Origin of the sequence: Nonomuraea sp. NPDC049646 (assembly GCF_044465525.1) — a bacterium.
Taxonomy (GTDB): domain Bacteria; phylum Actinomycetota; class Actinomycetes; order Streptosporangiales; family Streptosporangiaceae; genus Nonomuraea.
This window is the reverse complement of the sequence record NZ_JBITLU010000015.1, coordinates 245816-265964: the sequence shown is the minus strand read 5'-3', so window position 1 is coordinate 265964 and position 20149 is coordinate 245816. Positions and strand designations below refer to the sequence as shown.

Annotated in this window: 23 protein-coding genes and 1 tRNA gene; 5 read left to right on the top strand and 19 right to left on the bottom strand. The window is 69.8% G+C overall.

Features of this window, described 5'->3' with window-relative positions:
- Positions 1 to 11: 11 nt before the first annotated feature.
- On the bottom strand, positions 12 to 1013 hold the full coding sequence (locus ACIBQ8_RS37920; RefSeq protein WP_397194454.1) for an ABC transporter ATP-binding protein: 1002 nt from the start codon (positions 1011 to 1013) through the stop codon (positions 12 to 14).
- 116 nt (positions 1014 to 1129) lie between these two features.
- Complete coding sequence (locus tag ACIBQ8_RS37915; RefSeq protein WP_397173504.1) at positions 1130 to 1696, bottom strand: TetR family transcriptional regulator; 567 nt, start codon at positions 1694 to 1696, stop codon at positions 1130 to 1132.
- A 74-nt stretch (positions 1697 to 1770) separates the two neighbouring features.
- Here ACIBQ8_RS37915 and ACIBQ8_RS37910 point away from each other — a divergent pair, with 74 nt between their 5' ends.
- The gene (locus ACIBQ8_RS37910; RefSeq protein WP_397173554.1) at positions 1771 to 2202 is read left to right on the top strand and encodes a nuclear transport factor 2 family protein; all 432 of its coding nucleotides are present in this window, start codon (positions 1771 to 1773) and stop codon (positions 2200 to 2202) included.
- Between the two features lie 127 nt (positions 2203 to 2329).
- Here the strand turns inward: ACIBQ8_RS37910 and rplL are convergent, their stop codons facing one another.
- The 8 genes from rplL to ACIBQ8_RS37870 form a co-directional block, all read right to left on the bottom strand.
- Positions 2330 to 2722 carry a 50S ribosomal protein L7/L12 gene (gene rplL / locus ACIBQ8_RS37905; protein ID WP_185070580.1) on the bottom strand — a complete coding sequence of 131 codons (393 nt, stop codon included), beginning with the start codon at positions 2720 to 2722 and terminating at the stop codon, positions 2330 to 2332.
- Between the two features lie 72 nt (positions 2723 to 2794).
- Positions 2795 to 3319 (bottom strand): 50S ribosomal protein L10, encoded by a 525-nt coding sequence (gene rplJ, locus ACIBQ8_RS37900; protein WP_125642941.1) that lies wholly within the window; start codon positions 3317 to 3319, stop codon positions 2795 to 2797.
- 239 nt (positions 3320 to 3558) lie between these two features.
- A complete protein-coding gene (locus ACIBQ8_RS37895; RefSeq protein WP_352325430.1) occupies positions 3559 to 4386 on the bottom strand; it encodes a DUF1396 domain-containing protein in 828 nt (275 codons plus the stop codon).
- Between the two features lie 249 nt (positions 4387 to 4635).
- On the bottom strand, positions 4636 to 5355 hold the full coding sequence (gene rplA / locus ACIBQ8_RS37890) for a 50S ribosomal protein L1 (protein WP_352325431.1): 720 nt from the start codon (positions 5353 to 5355) through the stop codon (positions 4636 to 4638).
- A gap of 60 nt (positions 5356 to 5415) precedes the next feature.
- Positions 5416 to 5847 (bottom strand): 50S ribosomal protein L11, encoded by a 432-nt coding sequence (gene rplK, locus ACIBQ8_RS37885; RefSeq protein WP_125642947.1) that lies wholly within the window; start codon positions 5845 to 5847, stop codon positions 5416 to 5418.
- Between the two features lie 117 nt (positions 5848 to 5964).
- The gene (gene nusG, locus ACIBQ8_RS37880) at positions 5965 to 6762 is read right to left on the bottom strand and encodes a transcription termination/antitermination protein NusG (RefSeq protein ID WP_397173502.1); all 798 of its coding nucleotides are present in this window, start codon (positions 6760 to 6762) and stop codon (positions 5965 to 5967) included.
- Positions 6763 to 6837: 75 nt separating this feature from the next.
- Positions 6838 to 7083 (bottom strand): preprotein translocase subunit SecE, encoded by a 246-nt coding sequence (secE, locus tag ACIBQ8_RS37875; protein ID WP_125642950.1) that lies wholly within the window; start codon positions 7081 to 7083, stop codon positions 6838 to 6840.
- Positions 7084 to 7160: 77 nt separating this feature from the next.
- Positions 7161 to 7233, bottom strand: a tRNA-Trp gene (locus tag ACIBQ8_RS37870).
- Between the two features lie 158 nt (positions 7234 to 7391).
- Between ACIBQ8_RS37870 and ACIBQ8_RS37865 the strand changes: the two genes are divergently transcribed.
- On the top strand, positions 7392 to 8600 hold the full coding sequence (locus tag ACIBQ8_RS37865) for a pyridoxal phosphate-dependent aminotransferase (protein WP_397173500.1): 1209 nt from the start codon (positions 7392 to 7394) through the stop codon (positions 8598 to 8600).
- 66 nt (positions 8601 to 8666) lie between these two features.
- Here ACIBQ8_RS37865 and ACIBQ8_RS37860 read toward each other — a convergent pair whose 3' ends face one another.
- Positions 8667 to 9185 carry a hypothetical protein gene (locus ACIBQ8_RS37860; RefSeq protein ID WP_397194453.1) on the bottom strand — a complete coding sequence of 173 codons (519 nt, stop codon included), beginning with the start codon at positions 9183 to 9185 and terminating at the stop codon, positions 8667 to 8669.
- A 41-nt stretch (positions 9186 to 9226) separates the two neighbouring features.
- Complete coding sequence (locus ACIBQ8_RS37855) at positions 9227 to 9811, bottom strand: hypothetical protein (protein ID WP_397194452.1); 585 nt, start codon at positions 9809 to 9811, stop codon at positions 9227 to 9229.
- Between the two features lie 106 nt (positions 9812 to 9917).
- On the opposite strand from ACIBQ8_RS37855, the gene ACIBQ8_RS37850 reads away from it, so the two are divergent.
- The gene (locus ACIBQ8_RS37850; protein ID WP_397173494.1) at positions 9918 to 10940 is read left to right on the top strand and encodes an adenosine deaminase; all 1023 of its coding nucleotides are present in this window, start codon (positions 9918 to 9920) and stop codon (positions 10938 to 10940) included.
- Here ACIBQ8_RS37850 and ACIBQ8_RS37845 read toward each other — a convergent pair.
- Both ACIBQ8_RS37845 and ACIBQ8_RS37840 read right to left on the bottom strand, forming a co-directional pair.
- Complete coding sequence (locus ACIBQ8_RS37845) at positions 10929 to 11696, bottom strand: hypothetical protein (protein WP_397194451.1); 768 nt, start codon at positions 11694 to 11696, stop codon at positions 10929 to 10931. The two genes, ACIBQ8_RS37850 and ACIBQ8_RS37845, sit on opposite strands and share 12 nt — an antisense overlap.
- Positions 11683 to 12228, bottom strand: a complete 546-nt coding sequence (locus tag ACIBQ8_RS37840) for an RNA polymerase sigma factor (RefSeq protein WP_397173491.1) — start codon at positions 12226 to 12228, stop codon at positions 11683 to 11685. Before ACIBQ8_RS37840 ends, ACIBQ8_RS37845 begins: the two co-directional genes overlap by 14 nt.
- Before the next feature lie 116 nt (positions 12229 to 12344).
- Between ACIBQ8_RS37840 and ACIBQ8_RS37835 the strand changes: the two genes are divergently transcribed.
- Entirely contained in the window at positions 12345 to 13082 is a 738-nt protein-coding gene (locus tag ACIBQ8_RS37835) for a methyltransferase domain-containing protein (protein WP_352355331.1), read from the top strand.
- A 56-nt stretch (positions 13083 to 13138) separates the two neighbouring features.
- Here ACIBQ8_RS37835 and ACIBQ8_RS37830 read toward each other — a convergent pair whose 3' ends face one another.
- From ACIBQ8_RS37830 to ACIBQ8_RS37810, 5 genes are all read right to left on the bottom strand, one after another.
- Complete coding sequence (locus ACIBQ8_RS37830) at positions 13139 to 14023, bottom strand: carbohydrate ABC transporter permease (protein WP_397194465.1); 885 nt, start codon at positions 14021 to 14023, stop codon at positions 13139 to 13141.
- On the bottom strand, positions 14023 to 14907 hold the full coding sequence (locus tag ACIBQ8_RS37825; protein ID WP_397173489.1) for a carbohydrate ABC transporter permease: 885 nt from the start codon (positions 14905 to 14907) through the stop codon (positions 14023 to 14025). The genes ACIBQ8_RS37830 and ACIBQ8_RS37825 overlap by 1 nt, the downstream gene beginning before the upstream one ends.
- A 73-nt stretch (positions 14908 to 14980) precedes the next feature.
- The gene (locus ACIBQ8_RS37820; protein WP_387679208.1) at positions 14981 to 16249 is read right to left on the bottom strand and encodes an extracellular solute-binding protein; all 1269 of its coding nucleotides are present in this window, start codon (positions 16247 to 16249) and stop codon (positions 14981 to 14983) included.
- A 208-nt stretch (positions 16250 to 16457) separates the two neighbouring features.
- Positions 16458 to 18329: an acyl-CoA dehydrogenase family protein gene (locus ACIBQ8_RS37815; RefSeq protein ID WP_397194450.1), complete on the bottom strand. Its 1872-nt coding sequence runs from the start codon at positions 18327 to 18329 to the stop codon at positions 16458 to 16460.
- Positions 18322 to 19566 carry an APC family permease gene (locus ACIBQ8_RS37810; protein WP_397194449.1) on the bottom strand — a complete coding sequence of 415 codons (1245 nt, stop codon included), beginning with the start codon at positions 19564 to 19566 and terminating at the stop codon, positions 18322 to 18324. Before ACIBQ8_RS37810 ends, ACIBQ8_RS37815 begins: the two co-directional genes overlap by 8 nt.
- Before the next feature lie 80 nt (positions 19567 to 19646).
- Between ACIBQ8_RS37810 and ACIBQ8_RS37805 the strand changes: the two genes are divergently transcribed.
- Positions 19647 to 20117 (top strand): Lrp/AsnC family transcriptional regulator, encoded by a 471-nt coding sequence (locus ACIBQ8_RS37805; RefSeq protein WP_397173483.1) that lies wholly within the window; start codon positions 19647 to 19649, stop codon positions 20115 to 20117.
- Positions 20118 to 20149 lie beyond the last annotated feature (32 nt).

The window sequence follows — 20149 nt, the reverse complement described above, 5'->3', positions numbered from 1 at the left end:
GGATTCATGATCTAGGCGACGCCGTCGGCGTGGGCGTCGATCAGCCGGGGGTACTCCTCCAGCCAGTTGCGGCCGCGTTCGTCCACGAACGAGCCCTGTGGCGGGATCACGCCGTGGGCCGCCAGCCACCGGCCGGGCGGCCGCTGCGAACGGCGCAGCACGTTGCCGCTCGGCATGAGCTGCGGCGGGATCGGCGGCAGCCCGCCGGGGTCGTCGCCCATCCGGGCCTCGGCCTCCAGTTCGGAGACGTCCTTCTCCTCCGACATGCCGATCGGGCCGTGCCTTCGGGCGTTGAGGAACTGCCGCACCACCGGCTCGTCGCTGGACAGCAGCATCTCGCGCGGCCCGAACATGACCAGCTCGCGGCGGAACAGCAGGCCGATGTTGTCGGGGACCGTGCGGGCGGTGTTGATGTCGTGGGTGACGATCAGGAACGTGGCCTCGATGTCGGCGTTGAGGTCGACGATCGTCTGGTTGAGGTAGGCGGTGCGGACCGGGTCGAGGCCGGAGTCGGGCTCGTCGAACAGGATGATCTCGGGGTCGAGCACCAGCGCCCTGGCCAGGCCGGCGCGTTTGCGCATGCCGCCGGAGATCTCGCCGGGCAGCTTGCCCTCGGCGCCGGCCAGCCCGACCAGGTCGATCTTGTCCATCACGATCCGGCGGATCTCGGCCTCGGTCTTCTGAGTGTGCTCGCGCAGCGGGAAGGCGATGTTGTCGTAGAGGCCGAGCGAGCCGAACAGGGCGCCGTCCTGGAACAGCACGCCGAACAGCCGGCGCAGCTCGTAGAGCTTGCGCTCGGGGCAGTTCGCCAGGTCGTGGCCGTCGATCCAGATGTGGCCGCGGTCGGGACGCAGCAGGCCGACCAGCGTCTTGAGGAAGACGGACTTGCCGGTGCCCGACGGGCCGAGCAGCACCGAGATCTCACCCGCGGGCAGCGTGAGCGAGACATCCTCCCAGATGACCTGCCGACCGAACGACTTGGTCAACCCCTCGACCACGACCTCGACGCCCACTGGCCACCTTCCCGATCACAGGGAGCACTCAGGGGATTACGTGCCGCACACTTTACTTCCAGATTGGACTGGCGGTGGCGGCGTTCCGAGGAATTGGAACTCGTTCCCGCCCGCCGTCATGAGCCGTCGGGGCCGGTGAGGGCGCGCAGGCTCGGGCGCAGCAGCCGGGCGATGCGCTCCGGCGGGGCGTCGCGCAGCTCGGGCAGTTCGAGAAGCTGGTGGCCAACGGTGACGCCGAGCAGGATCGTGGTCATCAGGGCCGCGCGCAGGCGGGCGTCCTCGCCGGGGATCGACGCGGCGAGCCTGTCGACCTGCCGGGCGAGCGCCTCGCGGGCCGCCGTGCCCGCCTCGGGGTGGGTGAGCATCGAACGCATCATCGCCAGTGAGCCCTGGGGCAGCTCGCCCATCTTCACGTCGAGGGTGCCGAGCAGGTGCTCGACCAGTTCCTCGGGGGTGGCGGCGGCCTCGGGGGCGGGCGTGGCGCGCACGGCGGCCCTGAAGAGCTCCTGCTTGTTGCCGAAGTACTGCATGACCAGGGCCGGGTCGACCTCGGCGGACTTCGCGACCGCCCTGATGGTGGCGCGCTCGTAGCCGACTTCGGCGAACAGCGCCCTGGCCGCGTCGAGGATCCTTCCCTCGGTCCTGCGCCGCCGTTCGGCACGGGGAAGCACTCGCTCGCTCACGGTCCGACTCTACCCGTGTTGACCGTTCGGCCGAATTCGCTCTACGCTCGTTGAGTCAACGCCTGTTGAGCGAAATGCGAGAGGTCGTGGTCATGACCGTCGAGGAGATCGTCGGCGCCTTCCATGGGGCGATGCTGCACAAGTCGGCCGACGAGCTGGCAGACCTGTACGCCGAGGATGGGAGGCACGAGTTCCCGTTCGGGGGGCTGCCGCCGTACGAGGGGCGGGAGGCGGTGCGGGCGGGGTACCGGGCGTCCTGGGGCGTCTCCCCCGCCGTGCCGCAGGAGGTGGAGCGGGTCGCGTTGCACCGTACGGAGGATCCCGAGGTGGTGATCGTCGAGCAGAACGCGCACGTCAAGGTGGGCCAGCGGGCCATCACCGTCCCGGGGCTGCTGATACTGCGGATCAGGGACGGGCGGATCGTCCACTGCAAGGACTTCATGGACGCCGGCGCCATCGCCGAGATCCGCGAGGCGGCCCAGGAAACCGGGCCCGCCTCCGGGTGACCGCACGCTGGGCAGGCGCGTTGGCCGGGCGATGAGACCAGCCTGAGCCGTTACATGCGAAAAGAGGCGGTCACACCCGGCACCAGGGTGTGTCCGCCTCTTTCGAAGAGCTGTGTGAAGTGGGAAGTTACTTCACGGTCACGGTGGCGCCGGCGCCCTCAAGGGCAGCCTTGGCCTTCTCCGCCTGCTCCTTGTTGACCTTGCCGTCGAAGACCGGCTTGGGAGCGCCGTCCACCAGGTCCTTGGCCTCCTTGAGGCCCAGGGACGTGAGGGCGCGGATCTCCTTGATGACCTGGATCTTCTTGTCGCCGGCGGCCTCGAGGATGACGTCGAACTCGTCCTGCTCCTCAACGGCGGCGGCCTCGCCACCACCGGCGGCGGCGGGGGCGGCGGCGACCGCGACGGGGGCGGCGGCCTTGACGTCGAAGACCTCTTCGAACTGCTTCACGAACTCGGACAGCTCGAGGAGGGTCATCTCCTTGAACGCGTCGAGCAGCTCGTCGGTGCTGAGCTTCGCCATGATGCTTTTCCTTACGTTTAGGACTTGCAGAAAACTAGGAACGGGACCGCGGAAGTTGCGGCAACCCCCGTGTTACTCGCCCGCTTCTTCGCGCTTGGCACGAAGGGCGTCGGCCAGCTGAGCCATCTGCGTGGGCAGCGCGGCGAAAACCGCGGCGGCAGCGCTCTGCTTCGCCTTGAGAGCACCGGCGAGCTTAGCGAGGAGGACCTCGCGGGACTCGAGGTCGGCGAGCTTGGTGATCTCGGTGGCGTCGAGCGTCTTACCGTCGAGGACACCACCCTTGATCACCAGAAGGGGATTGGCCTTGGCGAAGTCACGCAGACCCTTGGCCGCCTCGACAACGTCGCCGTTGACGAAGGCGATCGCGGTCGGGCCCGTGAGCAGGTCGTCGGGGAACGACAGACCGGCCTCGTTAGCCGCGATCTTGGTCAGGGTGTTCTTCGCCACGGCGAACTTCGCATTCTCACCAAGAGCAACGCGCAGCTGCTTGAGCTGAGCGACGGTGAGACCGCGGTACTCGGTCAGAACGGCGGCGCTGCTGCCTTCGAACTCGCTCTTGAGCTCGGCAACGGCTGTCGCCTTATCCGCCCTCGCCATGGGCCTCCTTCCAGGTGTGCCGCCGGCGAAGGCCCCTGGAAATGAGAACAGCCCCGGGCGCAGGGGCGCACGGGGCTCACATATGGAACTGCACCATATGGGAAACTCGCATCACACCTGCGCGGGCCGTCCACAGAACGTGGATCCTTCGGTCGCCAGGACTGATGCACCTGACGACGACCGGCGGTCTTCGGCAACGACCAGAGTACGTGCTGGTCGCCGAGTTTCCAAATCGGTTCTCAGTTGACGGTCGTCTTCGGCAGCTCACCGACCTGGTCCGCGGGCGGGGCCTCGACCTTCACGGGCTCGTTGAAGCCCTTGAACAGCAGGGTGGCGTCCAGCGTCGCGCCCTCCTTGGAGCCGTTCAGGGTGAGCTTGCGGGGCAGGCCGTCGCCGGCCACCCAGATGTCGAACTTGACGTCCTTGAGCTCGGCGAGGTTCGTCCTGGCCTGCTGCTGCTTGTCGGCGGGCAGCTGGCCGACGGCGGCGTCCACGGGGAACGTGCCGCTGTAGTGGGTGGTGTCCGCGCCGTTGACGCTCTCGGTGCCGACCTGCTTCACGTCCTTGGACACGGTGACCAGCTTGGTCACGTTGGCGAGGTCGAACTGCTGGATCTGGCTGAGGTACTGGTTGACCTGGTTCTGGTCGCCCACTTCGTTGAGCGCGACCTTGATCCACGGCTTGGTGGCGCCGACGAGCTGCTTGAGCGCCTCGACCTTCACATAGACGGTGTCACCCTGGAGGACGGCGCGCACGCCGCCCGGCAGGTTCCGGCCGCCCATGTCGACGGTGTCGAGGGTCAGGTCGACGGCGAGCTGGGGCTTGCTCTGGTAGAGCATGCGTCCCTGCACCTTGCCGTTGCCTTCTTGGGGGTGCGTCACGTTCGCGACGGCGTCCACCGTGTAGCTGGTGACCTCTGCGGTCTTCTGCGCGGCCTGCGCGAGCACCTCTGAGGCGGCCAGGTTGACCTGGATGGGCTGCACGTTCGTACCGCACCCGGCGACCGAGGCCGCGATGAGAGCAGCTCCGGCCACGGCGGTGGCGAGACTTATCCTGCGCTTCAGCATGTTTTGACCCTACGGTTGGCTTGTCCCATCGTGGCGACTTCCCCGCATAATTCGGGGAAAACCCAGGGTTCTCCCCCACACGCTGTGCACGATTTCTGCACAACCCCGCTCACCTGGAGAGATCATCCGCGCCGGAGAACCCCGGCCAGACGGGTCCGTCCCGGCGCCCGGAGGTGCCCGGCGGCGCCCGGACAAGCCGAAAGGCCCCCGCCTGGGACAGGCGGGGGCCTTTCGAAGAACGTGCGGCCGTTACGCGTCGAGCTCGGCGGTCAGGCCACGGGTGAGGTTGGGGTCGACGGGGACGCCGGGGCCCATGGTGGTGGAGAAGGTGACCTTCTTCAGGTAACGCCCCTTGGCCGCCGACGGCTTGAGACGCAGCACCTCGTCAAGGGCGGCGGCGTAGTTCTCGATGAGCTGACGCTCGGGGAACGACGTCTTGCCGATGATGAAGTGCAGGTTGGCCTGCCGGTCGGTGCGGAACTCGATCTTGCCGCCCTTGATCTCCGTCACGGCCTTGGCGACGTCGGGCGTCACGGTGCCGGTCTTGGGGTTGGGCATGAGACCGCGCGGGCCGAGCACGCGGCCCAGACGGCCGACCTTGCCCATGAGGTCGGGCGTGGCGACCACGGCGTCGAACTCGTTGAGCCGGTTGCCCTTGGCGATCTCGTCGATCAGCTCGTCGGCGCCGACGATGTCGGCGCCCGCCTCGCGGGCTGCCTCGGCACGGTCACCGGTCGCGAAGACCAGGACCCGGGCGGTCTTACCGGTGCCGTGCGGGAGGTTGACCGTGCCGCGCACGATCTGGTCGGCCTTGCGAGGGTCGACACCCAGCCGCAGCGCCACTTCCACGGTGGCGTCGAACTTGGTGGTCGACGTCTCCTTGGCCAGCTTCGCGGCGTCGGCGGGCGTGTAGAGCTTGTCGCGGTCGACCTTGGCCGCCGCGTCCTTGTGCGCCTTGCTGCGCTTCATGTCTGTCTCCTTGTGGTACGCGGGCCGGGACCCGGCCCTCCCACGGATCTGGGAAAGGTCTTAGTCGGCGATCGTGATGCCCATCGACCGGGCGGTGCCGGCGATGATCTTCTCTGCAGCCTCGACGTCGTTGGCGTTGAGGTCGGGCATCTTGGTCTCGGCGATGCTGCGCAGCTGCTCGCGCGTCAGCCGGCCGACCTTGTCCTTGTGGGGGACGGCGCTGCCCTTGTCGAGACCCAGGGCCTTCTTGATCAGCTCAGGCGCCGGGGGCGTCTTCGTGATGAAGGTGAAGCTGCGGTCCTCGAAAATGGTGATCTCAACGGGGATGATGTTGCCCCGCTGGGACTCCGTGGCAGCGTTGTACTGCTTGACGAAGTCCATGATGTTGACGCCGTGGGGACCGAGGGCGGTACCGACCGGCGGAGCGGGCGTGGCCTGGCCAGCGGGGAGCTGGACCTTGACGAGCGCCGCGATCTTCTTCTTCGGAGGCATGAGTCCTTCTCCGGGTCCTGATCGTGATGCCGTCCGGACGCGGATGCGCCCGGACATGTCGGAAGGCCACCCTTCGCGAAAGGCGGCCGACCGAACGTCTAAGTGTAGGTGATCGTCTTAGATCTTCGAGACCTGGTTGAACGAGAGCTCGACCGGGGTCTCACGACCGAAGATCGAGACGAGCACCTTGAGCTTCTGCGACTCGGGGCTGATCTCGCTGACCGAGGCGGGCAGGGTGGCGAAGGGGCCGTCCATGACCGTGACGGACTCGCCGATCTCGAACTCGACCGTGGGGCCGCTGGCCGCCTTGGCGGTGGCCTTCTTGCTCTCCTCGGTCGGCTCGGGCGCCAGCAGCTTGGCGACCTCGTCGAGGCTGAGCGGGCTCGGCTTGTTGGACAGGCCGACGAAACCGGTCACGCCGGGCGTGTTGCGCACGGCGGCCCAGGACTCGTCGGTCAGCTCCATGCGCACCAGGACGTAGCCGGGCAGCACGCGCTCCTTGACCGGGACCTTCTTGCCGCTCTTGAACTCCTGGACGGTGTGCGTGGGCACCTCGACCTGGTAGATGTAGTCCTCCATGTTGAGCGACACGTTGCGGCTCTCGATGTTGGACTTCACGCGGTTCTCGTAGCCGGCGTAGGAGTGGATCACGTACCACTCGCCGGGGAGCCCGCGCAGGGAGCTCTTGAACTCCTCGACCGGGTCGACGTCGGGCAGGATCTCGGCCTCCGCGTCGGCGGGGGCCTCCTCCGACTCCTCGACCTCGTCGGTCTCGTCGGCCTCCTGGAGAGCCGCCTCGACGCCTTCGTCGCGAGCCTCACCCAGCTCGTCGCCCCATTCGTCGGTGGCCTCTCCCAGCTCGTCGTCGCCCCGCTCGTCGCGGGGTTCCTCGGCCGGAACAGAAGACTCGGACACGTGACCTTTCCTCATTTCCTCGAATCGAATGGTGTCGCCGTCAGCCGACACCACACGGTGTCGAGCTAGGCGGGATCACTCCCCGCCGAAGACGCGGAGGACGGCCCAGCCCAGAGCGGCGTCGAGCCCATAAACGATCGCCACCATGATCAGAACGAATACCAGAACGACCGTGGTGTAGGTGATGAGATCCTTGCGTGTCGGCCAGATGACCTTGCGGAGCTCGTTGACGACCTGCCGGTAGAAAAGGGCAGGTGAAGTGCGTGTCTTCTTCTCGCCACTGGGCTTGCCTGCGGTCTCGCCGCGCGTGTCGATCGCCACAGTCCTCACCTGAATCTGTCGTATCCAACGCAGTTTTGCGGCGCGCTTACACGCCATTATTGCGCGGACCGCACTCGCAGGGCACGAGGGACTCGAACCCCCAACCGCCGGTTTTGGAGACCGGTGCGCTACCAATTGCGCCAGTGCCCTATGTCGTCAACCACACTACCCTGATTGACTCACTGCCTGGACCGAACCGCTCGCCGACATGCGGCGGAAGGACCAGGCGAAAGCATACGGGGGATTGCCCGGTACGTCGAACCCAAACCTGATCGCCCAGGTCACGCCCGCGTGGGAGCATGGGAGGCATGTCCACGCGACCCCGTATCTCCGCAAGAATCTCCGCGATTTCCGAGTCCGCCACGCTCGCGGTGGACGCCAAGGCGAAGGCGATGAAGGCCGCCGGCCGCCCGGTCATCGGCTTCGGCGCCGGCGAGCCCGACTTCCCGACGCCCGGCTACATCGTCGAGGCGGCGGTCGAGGCGGCCCGCGACCCGCGCAACCACAAGTACACGCCGGCGGGCGGCCTTCCCGAGCTCAAGCAGGCCATCGCCGACAAGACGCGGCGCGACTCCGGCTACTCCGTCGAGCCGTCCCAGGTGCTGGTCACCAACGGCGGCAAGCAGGCCGTCTACGAGGCGTTCGCCACGCTGCTCGACCCGGGCGACGAGGTCATCGTCGTCGCCCCCTACTGGACGACCTACCCCGAGGCGATCAAGCTGGCCGGGGGCGTGCAGGTCGACGTGGTGACCGACGAGTCCACGGGCTACCTGGCGAGCGTCGAGCAGCTCGAAGCGGCCCGCACCGAGCGCACGAAGGTGCTGCTGTTCGTCTCGCCGTCCAACCCGACGGGCGCGGTCTACTCGCGCGAGGAGACCGTGGCGATCGGCCGGTGGGCGGCCGAGCACGGGCTGTGGGTGGTCACCGACGAGATCTACGAGCACCTGGTCTACGGCGGCGCCGAGTTCACCAGCATCGCCACGGCCGTGCCCGAGCTGGGCGACCGGGTCGTGATCCTCAACGGCGTGGCCAAGACGTACGCGATGACCGGCTGGCGGGTGGGCTGGCTGATCGGCCCGGCCGACGTGGTCAAGGCCGCCGCCAACCTGCAGTCGCACGCCACCTCCAACGTGGCCAACGTGTCGCAGAGGGCCGCGCTGGCCGCGGTCTCCGGCGACCTGTCGGCCGTGGCCGAGATGCGGTCGGCCTTCGACCGGCGGCGCCAGACCATGGTGCGGATGCTCAACGAGATCCCGGGCGTGTTCTGCCCGGAGCCGAAGGGGGCGTTCTACGCGTACCCGTCGGTCAAGGAGCTGCTGGGCAAGGAGCTGCGCGGCCGGCGGCCCGGGTCGTCGGCGGAGCTGGCCGAGCTGATCCTGGAGGAGGCCGAGGTCGCGGTCGTGCCGGGCGAGGCGTTCGGCACCCCCGGCTACTTCCGGCTGTCCTACGCCCTCGGTGACGACGATCTGGTCGAGGGCGTCAGCCGGATGGCCAAGCTGCTGTCCGAGGCCCGCTGAGCGGCTCACGAGGCGCCCTGCCGGCCTTCCATGGCCGCCGCGGGGCGCCATCGCCGCTTCAGGAGCTCAGGAGGCGGCGGGCCTGACGGCGGCGGCGGTCTGGCGGAGCTGGGCGGTCATGCCGGGCGTGGCGGCGAGGTAGACGGCCGTGCCGGGGCTCTCCAGCCACATGAAGTTGCGCAGGCCGTCGCGGCTCGTCCAGCGCAGCGCGGGTTTGCCGCGGTAGGCGGTCAGGGTCGAGCGGGCCACCAGCGTGGCGAACTGCTCGGCCGTCCGCACGCCGCACACCACGCCCACCCGCAGTTGCTCGTCCTCGTCGTCGCGCCAGGTCACGCCCTTGACCGTGAGCCGCCTGGCGAGCGCGCCCAGGCGGCCGAAGGTGCCGGCGCGGGCCAGGGGCGGTGGCGCGCCGGGGATCTCCAGCCTGGTCGATCCGCAGGCCAGCGTGACGGGCTTCCCGGTCGCCGGCTCGCTCGCCGACGGCGGCGGAGGGGTGGCGCTGGGCGGTCGCGGCGTGTCGCCGCCGCACCCGCCCGTGCCCGCGGCCAGCGCGAACGTGATGAACACCGCTGCCGGGCGCCGCATCGTCCCCCCATGACTCGTGGGATCAACCAGGGAAAAGGCTCCTAGTCTCCTACAGGAGCGCGGGCCGAGGCGGCAATAGGCAGCAGCTCGTCGCCGAGGGAGTCGCTCACCCGGATCCAGGCGCCCGTGCCGGGGCGTTCCAGCCAGGCGATCACCCTGCCGCCGCGCGGATGCGCGCCGACGACCGCGGGCCGGCCCCTGATCGTGGTCTCGCGGGGGTCCAGCACGCCGGCGTGCGCGCGGTAGGCGTCCCAGTCGGCGGCCACCGTGCCGTGCTCGACCTGGGCCTCCACGTAGCGCTTCGCGGTGCCGTACCTGGCCCGGACGCCGTCGGGGGCGATCGGGCCGCCGCCGCTGCGGCGCAGGCCGCGGGGCAGGTAGGTGAGCCAGAGGTCGTCGGAGACGACCGCGAGCGGCGGCTCGGGCCGCGCCGCCGCCGCGCCGGAGCCGGACGGCGCCTTCAGCGGCGGCGGCGGCACGTACGACGAGCCCCCCGAAGGCGGGTGCGGACGGCCGAAACCCGAGTGGAACAGGGCGTAGATGGCGAGAGCGGTCACCGCGAACGCCAGGCCGGCGAGCAGCGCGCGCCGGCCCTGCCCCGCGACGCCCGCACTCTCAGGGATCATGGACGGTTGATCCCCCGATCCGGGCGATCTCTACCGTGCCGATGCCGGGCCGGCAGCCTTGGGCGACATGCGAACCCGCACCTGAGGCCAGTGGCAAAATATGGAAATGCACCGGCCCCTGCACACGCTGCCCAAAGCCCATCTCCACCTGCACTTCACCGGCTCCATGCGGCACTCGACGCTGATCGAGCTGGCCAGGGAGCAGGGGCTGCACCTGCCCGACGCGCTGGAGCAGGACTGGCCGCCGCGGCTGCGGGCCACCGACGAGCGCGGCTGGTTCAGGTTCCAGCGGCTGTACGACATCGCCAGGTCCGTGCTGAGCCGTCCCGAGCACGTCTACCGGCTGCTGCGCGAGACGGCCGAGGACGAGGCGGCGGCCGGTTCCCGGTGGCTGGAGATCCAGGTGGACCCGTCCGGGTTCGCCGCGCGGTTCGGCGGGCTCACGGCCACGCTGGAGCTGATGCTCGACGCGGCGCGGCAGGCCGCCGAGCACGCCGGGGTGCACATGCCGGTGATCGTGGCGGCCAACAGGACCCGGCATCCGCTCGACGCGAACACCCTGGCCAGGCTCGCCACCCAGTACGCCGACCGGGGCGTGGTGGGCTTCGGCCTGTCCAACGACGAGCGGCGCGGCGCGGCGCGCGACTTCGAGCGGGCCTTCCGCATCGCCAAGCGCGGCGGGCTGCTGGCCGTGCCGCACGGCGGCGAGCTGCTCGGGCCGCGCAGCGTGAGCCAGTGCATCGACGACCTGGGCGCCGACCGGGTCGGGCACGGCGTGCGGGCGGCCGAGGACCCGTGGCTGATGCAGCGGCTGGCCGACCGGCAGATCTGCTGCGAGGTGTGCCCGACGTCCAATGTGGGGCTGGGCGTGGCCGAGCGGGCGGCGGACGTGCCGCTGCGGCGGCTGTTCGACGCCGGGGTGCCGATCGCGCTGGGCGCCGACGACCCGCTGCTGTTCGGCACCCGGCTGCTGCGCCAGTACGAGCTGGCCAGGGAGGTCTACGAGTTCTCCGACGCCGAGATCGCCGAGCTGGCCCGGCAGTCGATCCGGTCCTCGACCGCGCCGGAGACCGTGCGCAAGGAGCTGCTCCAGGGCGTGGACGACTGGCTGACCGGCTCACCGGAGTGACTCGGCGATCCGCACCGCCCGTTCCTTGGCGCCGGCGCCCTCCAGGCGGTAGGTGAGCGCGTCCCGCTGCCAGACGAGGGTGGGGGCGGCCTGGCGCAGGGGGATCTCGGTGCCGTCCTGGCGGCGAATGTAGCCGAGCGGGTGCTCGCCGGGGATCCACCAGGCCGTGGTCCCGGCCAGCTCGACGTAGTCGGGCCAGGGCGGGCCGAGCTTCTTGAAGAAGAACGGGTCCACACCGCCCTGGAACTGGTCGAGCCGGACGCCGTCCGGCCAGAACATCGACACGAGCCGGCCCTGGTCGGCGACGGTGGCGCGGGCGGGCGGCCCGAGCTCGGCCGGGGTTCTGACCTGGAACCTCACCAGTCCGGGCAGGTCGTCCGGGGCCACCGGGTGCTCGCCGGGGAGGTTCGCGGTGGTCCGTACCGGCGGGGGCGGCGTGTCGCCGAGCTGGAGTTCGACGCCGGCGAGGCGGAGGATCCGGGCCACGGCGGCACGGCCCTGGGGGGTGGCGGCCGTGACGGCGACGACGGCCAGCACGACGGCCGCCACGATCCGCCACCGAGCCCGCCGCCGCCCGTGCCTCTTGGGCGGGCGCTCCGGACGGGCGCTCCGCCGCGCGTGCTTCTCGGGCGGGAGCTCCAGGCGGGCGCGCACGGCGGCGGCCACGTCGGCCGGGGGCGGGGACGGGGTGTCGAGGAGGGGGCCGAGGGCGGTCAGTTCGGCTTCCAGGTCGTCGAAGGGGTCATGCGAGCTCACCGCCCACCTCCTCCCTCAGCCGGGCCAGCCCCCGATGGGTGCTGGACTTGACGGTACCGACCGGCCAGCCGAGCACCTGGGCCGTCTCCGCCTCCGACAGTTGCAGGAAGTACCGGCACACGACCGCCTGGCGTTCCCGTTCGGGCAGGCCGCGTACGGCCGCCAGCAGCCGGGCCCGCCGGTCGGTGGCGACGGCCGCGCCCGCCGGGTCGTCGGGGGCCACCGCACCGGCGGGGTCGGCGGCGGTGAGCCGTACGGCGAGGTCGGAGCGGCGCCCGCGGGCCCGGGTCAGGTTGTGCGTCTCGTTGGCCACGATCCGCAGCAACCAGGGACGGAAGGGCGCGTCCCGCCGGAACGTGGGCAGATGGCGGAAAGCCTTGACGAACGCCTCCTGCACGACGTCCTCGGCCTCGTCGCCCGCGCCGAGCATGGCGGCGGTGCGATGGGCGAGCGCGCTGTACCTGGCGACCAGGGCCTCGTAGGCCCCCAGGTCACCGTCGAGCGAGCGGGCGATCGCCTCGTCGTCGTCCATGGCGTGTCAGATTCCATCGCATCCGCCCGCGCCCGGGGAAGGGTGTTTCACGCATCAGGTCATCCTCGGGGGCATTAGACTCGTGCAATCCGTCTGCCCCTCAAAGGAACGGGACTATGTCTTCTGGGTATGACCGTGTAGTGCAACCGGCGGCCGGTGACGAGGCCCTGGAGAACCACCTGGGTGGGGACGAGGCCAAGAACTATCGGCAGTACGAGTTCGACATGGTCGCCCCGCACGTCGGCCGTTCGATGCTGGAGATCGGCTCCGGGCTGGGCCACTTCGCCGAGCAGTTCCTGCCGCGGCTCGACCGCCTGGTCGTCAGCGACTTCGACCCCTACTGCGTCGAGCAGCTGGAGAAGCGCTTCGAGGGCCGCGACGACATCGACGTGCTGCAGTTCGGCCTGCCGACCGAGATCCCGCTGAAGGACAAGGTCGACACCGTCGTCATGATGAACGTGCTGGAGCACATCGAGGACGACGCCGAGGCGCTGCGCTCGCTGGCCCGCGTCACGCTGCCCGGCGGCCGGATCATCATCTGGGTGCCCGGCTACATGCAGCTTTATGGGGACTTCGACCGCAAGGTCGGGCACGTCCAGCGCTACACGCCGAAGACCCTGCGCGCCACGGTGGCCAAGGCGGGGCTCGACATCGACGTGCTCAAGCCGATCAACTTCCTGGGCGGCATCGCCTGGTGGGCGGCGGTCCGGCGGGGCGGCGTGGGCTACCCCGACCCGCGGCTGGTCAAGATCTACGACCGCACGGTGGTCCCGGCCACGCGGCTGATCGAGCGGTTCATCACCCCGCCGTTCGGCCAGACGGTGTTCTGCGTGGCCCGCGTCCCGCAGAAGTGAGCCCTCAGAAGTGAGCCCGGCCGCCACCCGGTGGGTTGGTGGCGGCCGGACGTTTTCTACTTGATCGAGCCGGCGGTCAGTCCGCCGACGACCTTCCGCTCGATCAGCGCGAACAGGATGATCACCGGGATGGTGGCGATCACCGAGCCCGCGAAGAGGTTCTGCCAGTCCACCTGGTACTGGCCGATGAACGAGTTGAGCGCGACCGTCAGCGGCTGGTTGGCCGGGGTCGTGGTCAGGGTCAGGGCGACCACGAACTCGTTCCACGCCGCGATGAACGTGAAGATCAGCGCGGTGATCACGCCCGGCATGGCCAGCGGCAGCGTGATCCGGAACAGCGCGCCGAAGCGGCCGTTGCCGTCGATGAAGGCGGCCTCCTCCAGCTCGCGCGGGATCGAGGCGAAGTAGGCGTTCAGGATCCACACCGCGAACGCCAGGTTGAACCCGCCGTTGACCAGGATCAGCGACCAGATCGAGTCCACCAGGCCGAACTGGTAGAACTCGCGGTAGATGCCGACGAGCATGGCCGTGGGCTGGAACATCTGGGTGATGAGCACCAGGATCAGGAACGCCGTGCGTCCCCGGAACTTGTGCCGGGCCGAGTAGTACGCGGCCGGCAGCGCCACGAGCAGCACCAGGATCGTCGAGCCGCCGGCGACCTTGAGCGTCACCCACAGGTTCCCGGCCAGGCCGCTGGTCCAGAAGTTGGCGAGGTTCGACCACACCCACTCGTCGGGCCAGAACGTCACCTCGCGCAGCGAGTCCTGCGACCGCAGCGAGGTCAGCAGCATGACGAGGTACGGGAACAGGAAGACGAACGCGACGAGGTAGGCCGCGCCCGCCACGATCACGGTCTTGAGCCTGGGCATGCGGCGCTGGGCCCGTCCGCGGTGGCCGGGCTGGTGGCGCGTACCGGCCTTGGGCATGGTCTGCACGGCCATCACGCCACCTCCTTGTTCCAGCGCGACACCTTCAGGAAGATCGCGGTCAGCACGATGACCATGCCGAAGTTCACCACGGACATCGCGGCCGACTCGCCGATGTTCGAGCCCTTGAGGATGAACATGAGGATGGTCGAGGTGGCCGTCGAGTAGCCCGGCTGGCCGTGGGTCATCGCCCAGATGATCGGGAAGCTGTTAAAGACGTTCATCACGTTGATCAGCGCGGCGACGGTGAGCGCGGGGCGCAGCAGCGGCAGCGTGATCGACCAGTACGTCCGGAGCTTGGTGGCGCCGTCCATCTTGGCCGCCTCGTAGACGTCGGCGGGGATGGTCGCGAGCCCGGCCAGCAGCGCGTACGTCGTGAACGGCACCGAGACGAAGACCGCCACGAACACCAGCCACGGCATCGCGCTGGAGGCGTCGCCGAGCTGGTCGGCGGAGGCGCCGCCCATCGCGTCGATGAGCCCCAGCTTGACCCTGATCTGGTTGATCACGCCGACCTCGGGGTCGAGCATCCACTTGAAGATGATCGCCGTCATCAGCACCGAGGCCGCCCAGGGCGCGATGAGCGCCCAGCGGGCGATCTTGCGACCGGGGAAGCGCTGGTTGAACAGCTGGGCCAGGGCGAGCGAGATCAGCACGGTGAGCGCGACGACCGCGACCACCCAGATCACGCTGCGGATCATGATGTCGGCGAAGTCCTTCTCGCCGAACAGCTTCGTGTAGTTGTCCGGGAAGTTGTTGCCCTGGACCACTCCGAACCGGCTGATCTTGAGGAACGACGACCGGATCATCTCGATCACGGGCCAGAGGACGACCAGCGCGATCAGCACCACGGCCGGCCCGATCCAGGCCAGGGGTTCGAGGGCGCGCAACCTTCTCATGAGGAACCTTCCATGACGGTGGAGCCGGCGCGGGGACGCGACCCGCGCGCCGGCTCCACAGACCCCCGCTTGATCAGCTGGCTTCGGCGGTCTTCTGCAGCTCGCCGAGGACCTTGGCCGGGTCGTCCTTGACGGCGCCGCCGATGGTCTGCTTGATCGCCGGGTTCACCTCGGCCCACTTCGGGTCCTGGAACGGGTAGAAGCTGGCGTTGGGCAGCGCGTCGAGGAACGGCTTGAGCTTCTCGTCGCCCGACAGCTTCTGGATGCCGCCGTTGGTGACGGGCAGCAGCTTGTAGGTGTCGGAGATCTTCTGCGCCGCGTTGCCGGTGTAGAAGAAGTCGAAGAACTTCTTGATCTCGGCGGCGTGGCCGTTCTTGTTGAACGCCATGATCCAGTCCATGACGCCGAGGGTGGTGTCGAGCGGGCCGGACTTGCCGGGGATCGCCGTGACGCCGTAGTTCTTCAGGCCGGCCGCGTCGAAGATCGGGATGGACATGGGTCCGCCGTTGACCATGCCGACCTTGCCCGCGCCGAAGTCCTCCCAGACCGTCTTGCGGTCCTTGGTGCCCGGGTTCGGGGTGGTGAGGCCGGCGTCGACCAGGCCCTTCATGTAGGTGAAGGTCTCGACGTTCTGCGGGGAGTTGATGGCCCACTTGCCGGAGGCGTCCTTGTAGCCGCCGCCGTTGCCCAGCATCCACAGGAACGACTCGCCCTGGGCCTCCTCCTGGCCCAGCGGGAGGCCGAACGGCTGGCTCACGCCGGCCTTCTTCAGCTTCTCGGCGGCGGCCTTGAGCTCGTCCCAGGTCTTGGGCGGCTCGGCGATGCCGGCCTTGGTGAACAGGTCCTTGTTGTAGAACAGCGCGCGGGCGGAGGAGACGAACGGGATGCCGTAGCCGGTGCCGTCCACCTTGCCGAAGTCGGCGAACTTCTGCAGCATGTCGCCGGAGACGTTCGGGGACAGGACCTCGTCGACCTTGTAGAGCAGGCCGTCCTTGACGAAGCCGGAGTAGTCGCCGGTCTGCAGGATGTCGGGCACCTGGCCGTTCTGGACCATGGTGGCGACCTGCTTGTCGATGTCGTTCCAGTTGATGACCTGGACGTCGACCTTGATGTTGGGGTTGGCGGCCTGGAACTCGTCCACGACGCCCTTCCAGAACGTCTCGCCCGAGTTCGGCTTGCCGGGGCCGTCGCCGTAGTCGGCGGCGACCATCTTGAGGGTGACCTGGCCGCCGCCCGAGGCCTGGGTGTTGTTACCGCCGCCACCCGAACCGCCGTCGGAGCCGCAGCTGGACAGGACCAGCATCGTGGCAAGGCCGAGAGCGGCGCCGCCCACAAGCTTCATGTTCACTGGTGATACCGCCTTCTCGTCGGACGGGTCGCTGGTCCGTACCAGCCACCTGACCCCGTCCAAAGGGATGAGGGGTGCGAGAGCCACAGCTCAACGCGTTTGCGCCAGAGTAAGCCTGTGTTCAGCAGCCGGTCTATACCGGCTGGTATCGGTTTGAAAACACTCAGAGCAGAAAAAGCTCACAACCGGTCTAGACCGGGCGTCACAGGATCTTTCTCCGCACGTTCTCGCCGCCGTCCGGCGTCCCGATCCACGGGCCCTCGATGGACGGGTCGAGAATGCCCTCCTCCAGGAACTCGTAGCGCCCGTCGAGCACGTACCGGGCCAGGCGCACGTCCTGCTCGTCGCTGTTGTCCCAGAGCTCGTCGAACAGCGTGCGGACGCGGCGCCGGGCCTGGCGGCAGAAGGTGTCGGCCAGCTCGTACGGCCTGCGCCCGAGGTCGTCGGCGTCCTCCTCGGCCTTCAGGCAGACGGCCGTCATGGCGAACAGCTCGGCCCCGATGTCGACGATCCGCCCGAGGAAGGACTGCTTGTGCTCCAGCCTCCCCTGCCACCGGGACATGCCGTAGAAGGTGGACCGGGCCAGCTTCCTGCTGGTCCGCTCCACGAACCGCAGGTGCTGGGCCAGCGGGCCGAAGGCGGTGTAGCCCGTGGGCAGGTTGCCCGAGCCGGCCACCAGGGTCGGCAGCCATCCGGCGTAGAAGCGGCTCGCCCGGCCGAGCGCGCGGGCGCGTTCCTGGGGGGACGCCTCGGGGTTGATCAGCTCGCCGGCCGCGGTCAGGTGCGCGTCCACGGCCTCGCGGGTGATCATCAGGTGCATGATCTCGGAGGAGCCCTCGAAGATGCGGTTGATGCGGGCGTCGCGCAGCATCTGCTCGGCGGGCACGCCGCGCTCGCCGCGGGCGGCCAGCGACTCGGCGGTCTCGTAACCGCGGCCGCCCCTGATCTGGACCAGTTCGTCCAGCGCCCGGTACGACAGCTCGGTGGCGTACAGCTTGGCGAGGGCGGCCTCGATCCTGATGTCGTTGCGCCGGTCGTCGGCCAGGCGGGCGGTGAGCTCGCTGACGGCCTCCAGCGCGTACGCGGTGGCCGCGATGAAGGCGATCTTGGTCGCCACGGCCTCGTGGCGGCCCACCTTGCGCCCCCACTGCTCGCGGGCGTTGCCCCACTCGCGGGCGATCTTCACGGCCCACTTGACGCTGCCCGCGCAGGTCGCCGGGAGGGACAGGCGGCCGGTGTTGAGGGTGGTGAGCGCGATCCGCAGCCCTTGGCCCTCCTTGCCGATCAGGTTCTTGGCGGGCACCCTGACCTGGGAGAACTCGGTGACGCCGTTCTCGATGCCGCGCAGGCCCATGAAGCTGTTGCGACGCCTGACCGTGATGCCCGGACTGTTCCCCTCGACCACGAACGCGCTGATCTTCTCGCCGGTCCTGGCCATGACCACCAGCAGGTCGGCGACGACGCCGTTGGTCGTCCAGAGCTTGACGCCGTCCAGCACGTAGTCGTCGCCGTCGCGCACGGCGGTGGTGGACAGGCGGGCGGGGTCGGAGCCCACGTCCGGCTCGGTGAGCAGGAAGGCCGAGATCTCGCCGGCCGCGCACCGGGGCAGGAACTCCCGCTTCTGCTCCTCGGTGCCGAACTGCTTGAGCGGCTGCGGCACGCCGATCGACTGGTGCGCCGACAGCAGCGTGGCCAGGGCGGGGCAGTAGGAGCCGACCAGCGTGAGGGTGCGGCAGTAGTACAGGTAGGGCAGGCCGAGGCCGCCGTACTCGGTGCCGATCGTGATGCCGAACGCCCCGAGAGCGGCCAGGCCCTTGACCACCTCGTCGGGCACCTGCGCGGTGCGCTCGATGAGGGCCGGGTCGACGTGGTCCTCCAGGAAGCGCCGCACCGCGTGGACGAACTCCTCGCCCCGCTCGGCGGCCTCGGCCGGCAGCCTGGGCGCCGGATGCACCAGGTCCAGCCGGAGATCGCCGAGGAACAGCTGCTTGGCGAAGCTGGGCAGCGTCCATTCGCGCTCCCTGGCCTGCTCGCCGACCTGCCTGCTCTCCGCGTACGTGGTCTGCTCACTCATGGCACCCTCCCGACGGTGCGCCGTCATGTGCTGGGAGTACTGCCCGCCTGAGGGCTTTAAGCACGCCCAGCGCGACGACGGCCAGCGCGGCGGGCACCGCCAGGAAGGCTCCGCAGCACGCCAGCGCGACCGCCGACATGCCGGTCGCCACGACGGCGGTGACCCGCAGCCGTCCGGCGGGCAGCACCCGCACCGCCGCCGCCACGCCCGCCGCCGTGACGGCCGCCAGGCACGCCGAGGTGGCCCGCATCAGCAGGTCCAGGTCCACCGCCCACACCACGACCGGCACGGTCAGCACAGCCAGCGCCCCGAGGCTCCGGTACGGCCCCCGTCCCCCGGCGAGCCAGGCGGGCATGGCCCCGTCCCGGGCCAGCGCCACCCCCAGCCGCGCCGCCCCCGCCAGGTACGTGTTGACCGCCCCGAACGTCAGCAGCACGGCCAGCACCCCGGTCACCGGCCGCGCCGCTCCCCCGAGGCCGATCTCCAGCAGCGCGCTCAGCGGCACGCCCGGCATGTCCGCGCCGAGCACGCCGACCGAGGTGATGCCGACGCCCAGGTACAGCACGCCGACCACGACGAGGGTGACCGCGGTGGCCCTGATCAGCCCGCGCCGACCGGCGAACTCGGCCGACAGGTGGCTGGCCGCCTCCCAGCCCACGAAGGCGAACATGAGCACCCCGGCCGCGCCGGCCACCCCGGCGAGCCCGTACGGCGCGAAGGGGGTGAAACGGTCGAGGTCGGCCCGCGGGACGGCGGTGACCACGGCGACGGCCAGCAGGACGACGAGCAGCCCGACGGAGACGAGCTGCAACCGCCCCGAGGCACGCAGCCCGGCGGCGTTGGCGGCGAAGGCCGCGGCCAGGATCAGCACGCCCGCCAGGGTGCCGTCCACGCCCAGGCACGCCTCGACGTACCGGCCGCCCACGAGCGCGCCCGCCACGGTCCCCACCGGCACGGCCCCGTAGAACCACCAGCCGACCACGGCGGCGGCCCGCGGCCCGAAGGCCAGCCCCGCGAAGCTCGCCACCCCGCCCCCGCCGGGATGCCGGACGCCGAGCGCCGCGAACGTCAGCGCCACCGGCACGCTCAGCGCGAGCAGCCCCGCCCAGGCCAGCACGGAGGCCGGCCCCGCCGCCGCGGCGGCGAGCTGCGGCAGCACCAGCATCCCCGGCCCCAGCACCGCGCCCACCAGCAACGCCGCGCCCTGCCCCGCACCCATCCGGCCCTGTTCAGTCATGTCCGCGAAAGTAGCCCGATCGTTCGGCCCCAACCGGGCTCCACCGAACGTTCGATCGGAGAAAGGAGCAGAATCGCGTCATGGATGAACTTGATTCGGCGATCATCCGCCTCCTCCAAACGGATGCGCGGCAGTCCAACCGGGAGCTGGCCCGCCGGCTGGGCATCGCCCCCTCGACCTGCCTGGAACGGGTCAGGGCGCTCACCCGGCGCGGCGTGATCCGCGGCTACCACGCCGACATCGACCCCGCCGCGCTCAACCGGAGCACGCAGGCGATGGTCTCGGTCCAGGTCCGCCCGCTGAGCCGGGCCGTGATCAACGCCTTCAAGCAGTCGGCCGCCGAGCTGCCCGAGGTGCTGAGCGTGTTCGTGCTGGCCGGCGGCGACGACTTCCTGCTGCACGTCGCGGTCCAGGATCTCGACCACCTCCACTCCTTCCTGCTCGACCGGCTCAGCAAGCGCAAGGAGATCGTCGGCTTCCGCACTTCGGTGATCTTCCAGCAGGTGCACGACGCGGTGCCGGAGCGGCTGCCGTCCCCCGCGGAGACCTGACTTTCGTCAGGGGTGCCGCTGGACGGTCGGCA

Coding starts and splice junctions, on each gene's coding strand:
- rplJ (WP_125642941.1), bottom strand. CDS start 3,319: ATGGCGAGGGCGGATAAGGCGACAGCCGTTGCCGAGCTCAAGAGCGAG.
- ACIBQ8_RS37820 (WP_387679208.1), bottom strand. CDS start 16,249: ATGAAGCTTGTGGGCGGCGCCGCTCTCGGCCTTGCCACGATGCTGGTC.
- ACIBQ8_RS37865 (WP_397173500.1), top strand. CDS start 7,392: ATGTCCACGCGACCCCGTATCTCCGCAAGAATCTCCGCGATTTCCGAG.
- ACIBQ8_RS37855 (WP_397194452.1), bottom strand. CDS start 9,811: ATGATCCCTGAGAGTGCGGGCGTCGCGGGGCAGGGCCGGCGCGCGCTG.
- ACIBQ8_RS37830 (WP_397194465.1), bottom strand. CDS start 14,023: ATGGCCGTGCAGACCATGCCCAAGGCCGGTACGCGCCACCAGCCCGGC.
- ACIBQ8_RS37810 (WP_397194449.1), bottom strand. CDS start 19,566: ATGACTGAACAGGGCCGGATGGGTGCGGGGCAGGGCGCGGCGTTGCTG.
- ACIBQ8_RS37895 (WP_352325430.1), bottom strand. CDS start 4,386: ATGCTGAAGCGCAGGATAAGTCTCGCCACCGCCGTGGCCGGAGCTGCT.
- ACIBQ8_RS37825 (WP_397173489.1), bottom strand. CDS start 14,907: ATGAGAAGGTTGCGCGCCCTCGAACCCCTGGCCTGGATCGGGCCGGCC.
- ACIBQ8_RS37835 (WP_352355331.1), top strand. CDS start 12,345: ATGTCTTCTGGGTATGACCGTGTAGTGCAACCGGCGGCCGGTGACGAG.
- rplK (WP_125642947.1), bottom strand. CDS start 5,847: ATGCCTCCGAAGAAGAAGATCGCGGCGCTCGTCAAGGTCCAGCTCCCC.
- ACIBQ8_RS37910 (WP_397173554.1), top strand. CDS start 1,771: ATGCGAGAGGTCGTGGTCATGACCGTCGAGGAGATCGTCGGCGCCTTC.
- ACIBQ8_RS37860 (WP_397194453.1), bottom strand. CDS start 9,185: ATGCGGCGCCCGGCAGCGGTGTTCATCACGTTCGCGCTGGCCGCGGGC.
- rplA (WP_352325431.1), bottom strand. CDS start 5,355: ATGAAGCGCAGCAAGGCGCACAAGGACGCGGCGGCCAAGGTCGACCGC.
- ACIBQ8_RS37815 (WP_397194450.1), bottom strand. CDS start 18,329: ATGAGTGAGCAGACCACGTACGCGGAGAGCAGGCAGGTCGGCGAGCAG.
- ACIBQ8_RS37840 (WP_397173491.1), bottom strand. CDS start 12,228: ATGGACGACGACGAGGCGATCGCCCGCTCGCTCGACGGTGACCTGGGG.
- rplL (WP_185070580.1), bottom strand. CDS start 2,722: ATGGCGAAGCTCAGCACCGACGAGCTGCTCGACGCGTTCAAGGAGATG.
- ACIBQ8_RS37850 (WP_397173494.1), top strand. CDS start 9,918: ATGCACCGGCCCCTGCACACGCTGCCCAAAGCCCATCTCCACCTGCAC.
- ACIBQ8_RS37805 (WP_397173483.1), top strand. CDS start 19,647: ATGGATGAACTTGATTCGGCGATCATCCGCCTCCTCCAAACGGATGCG.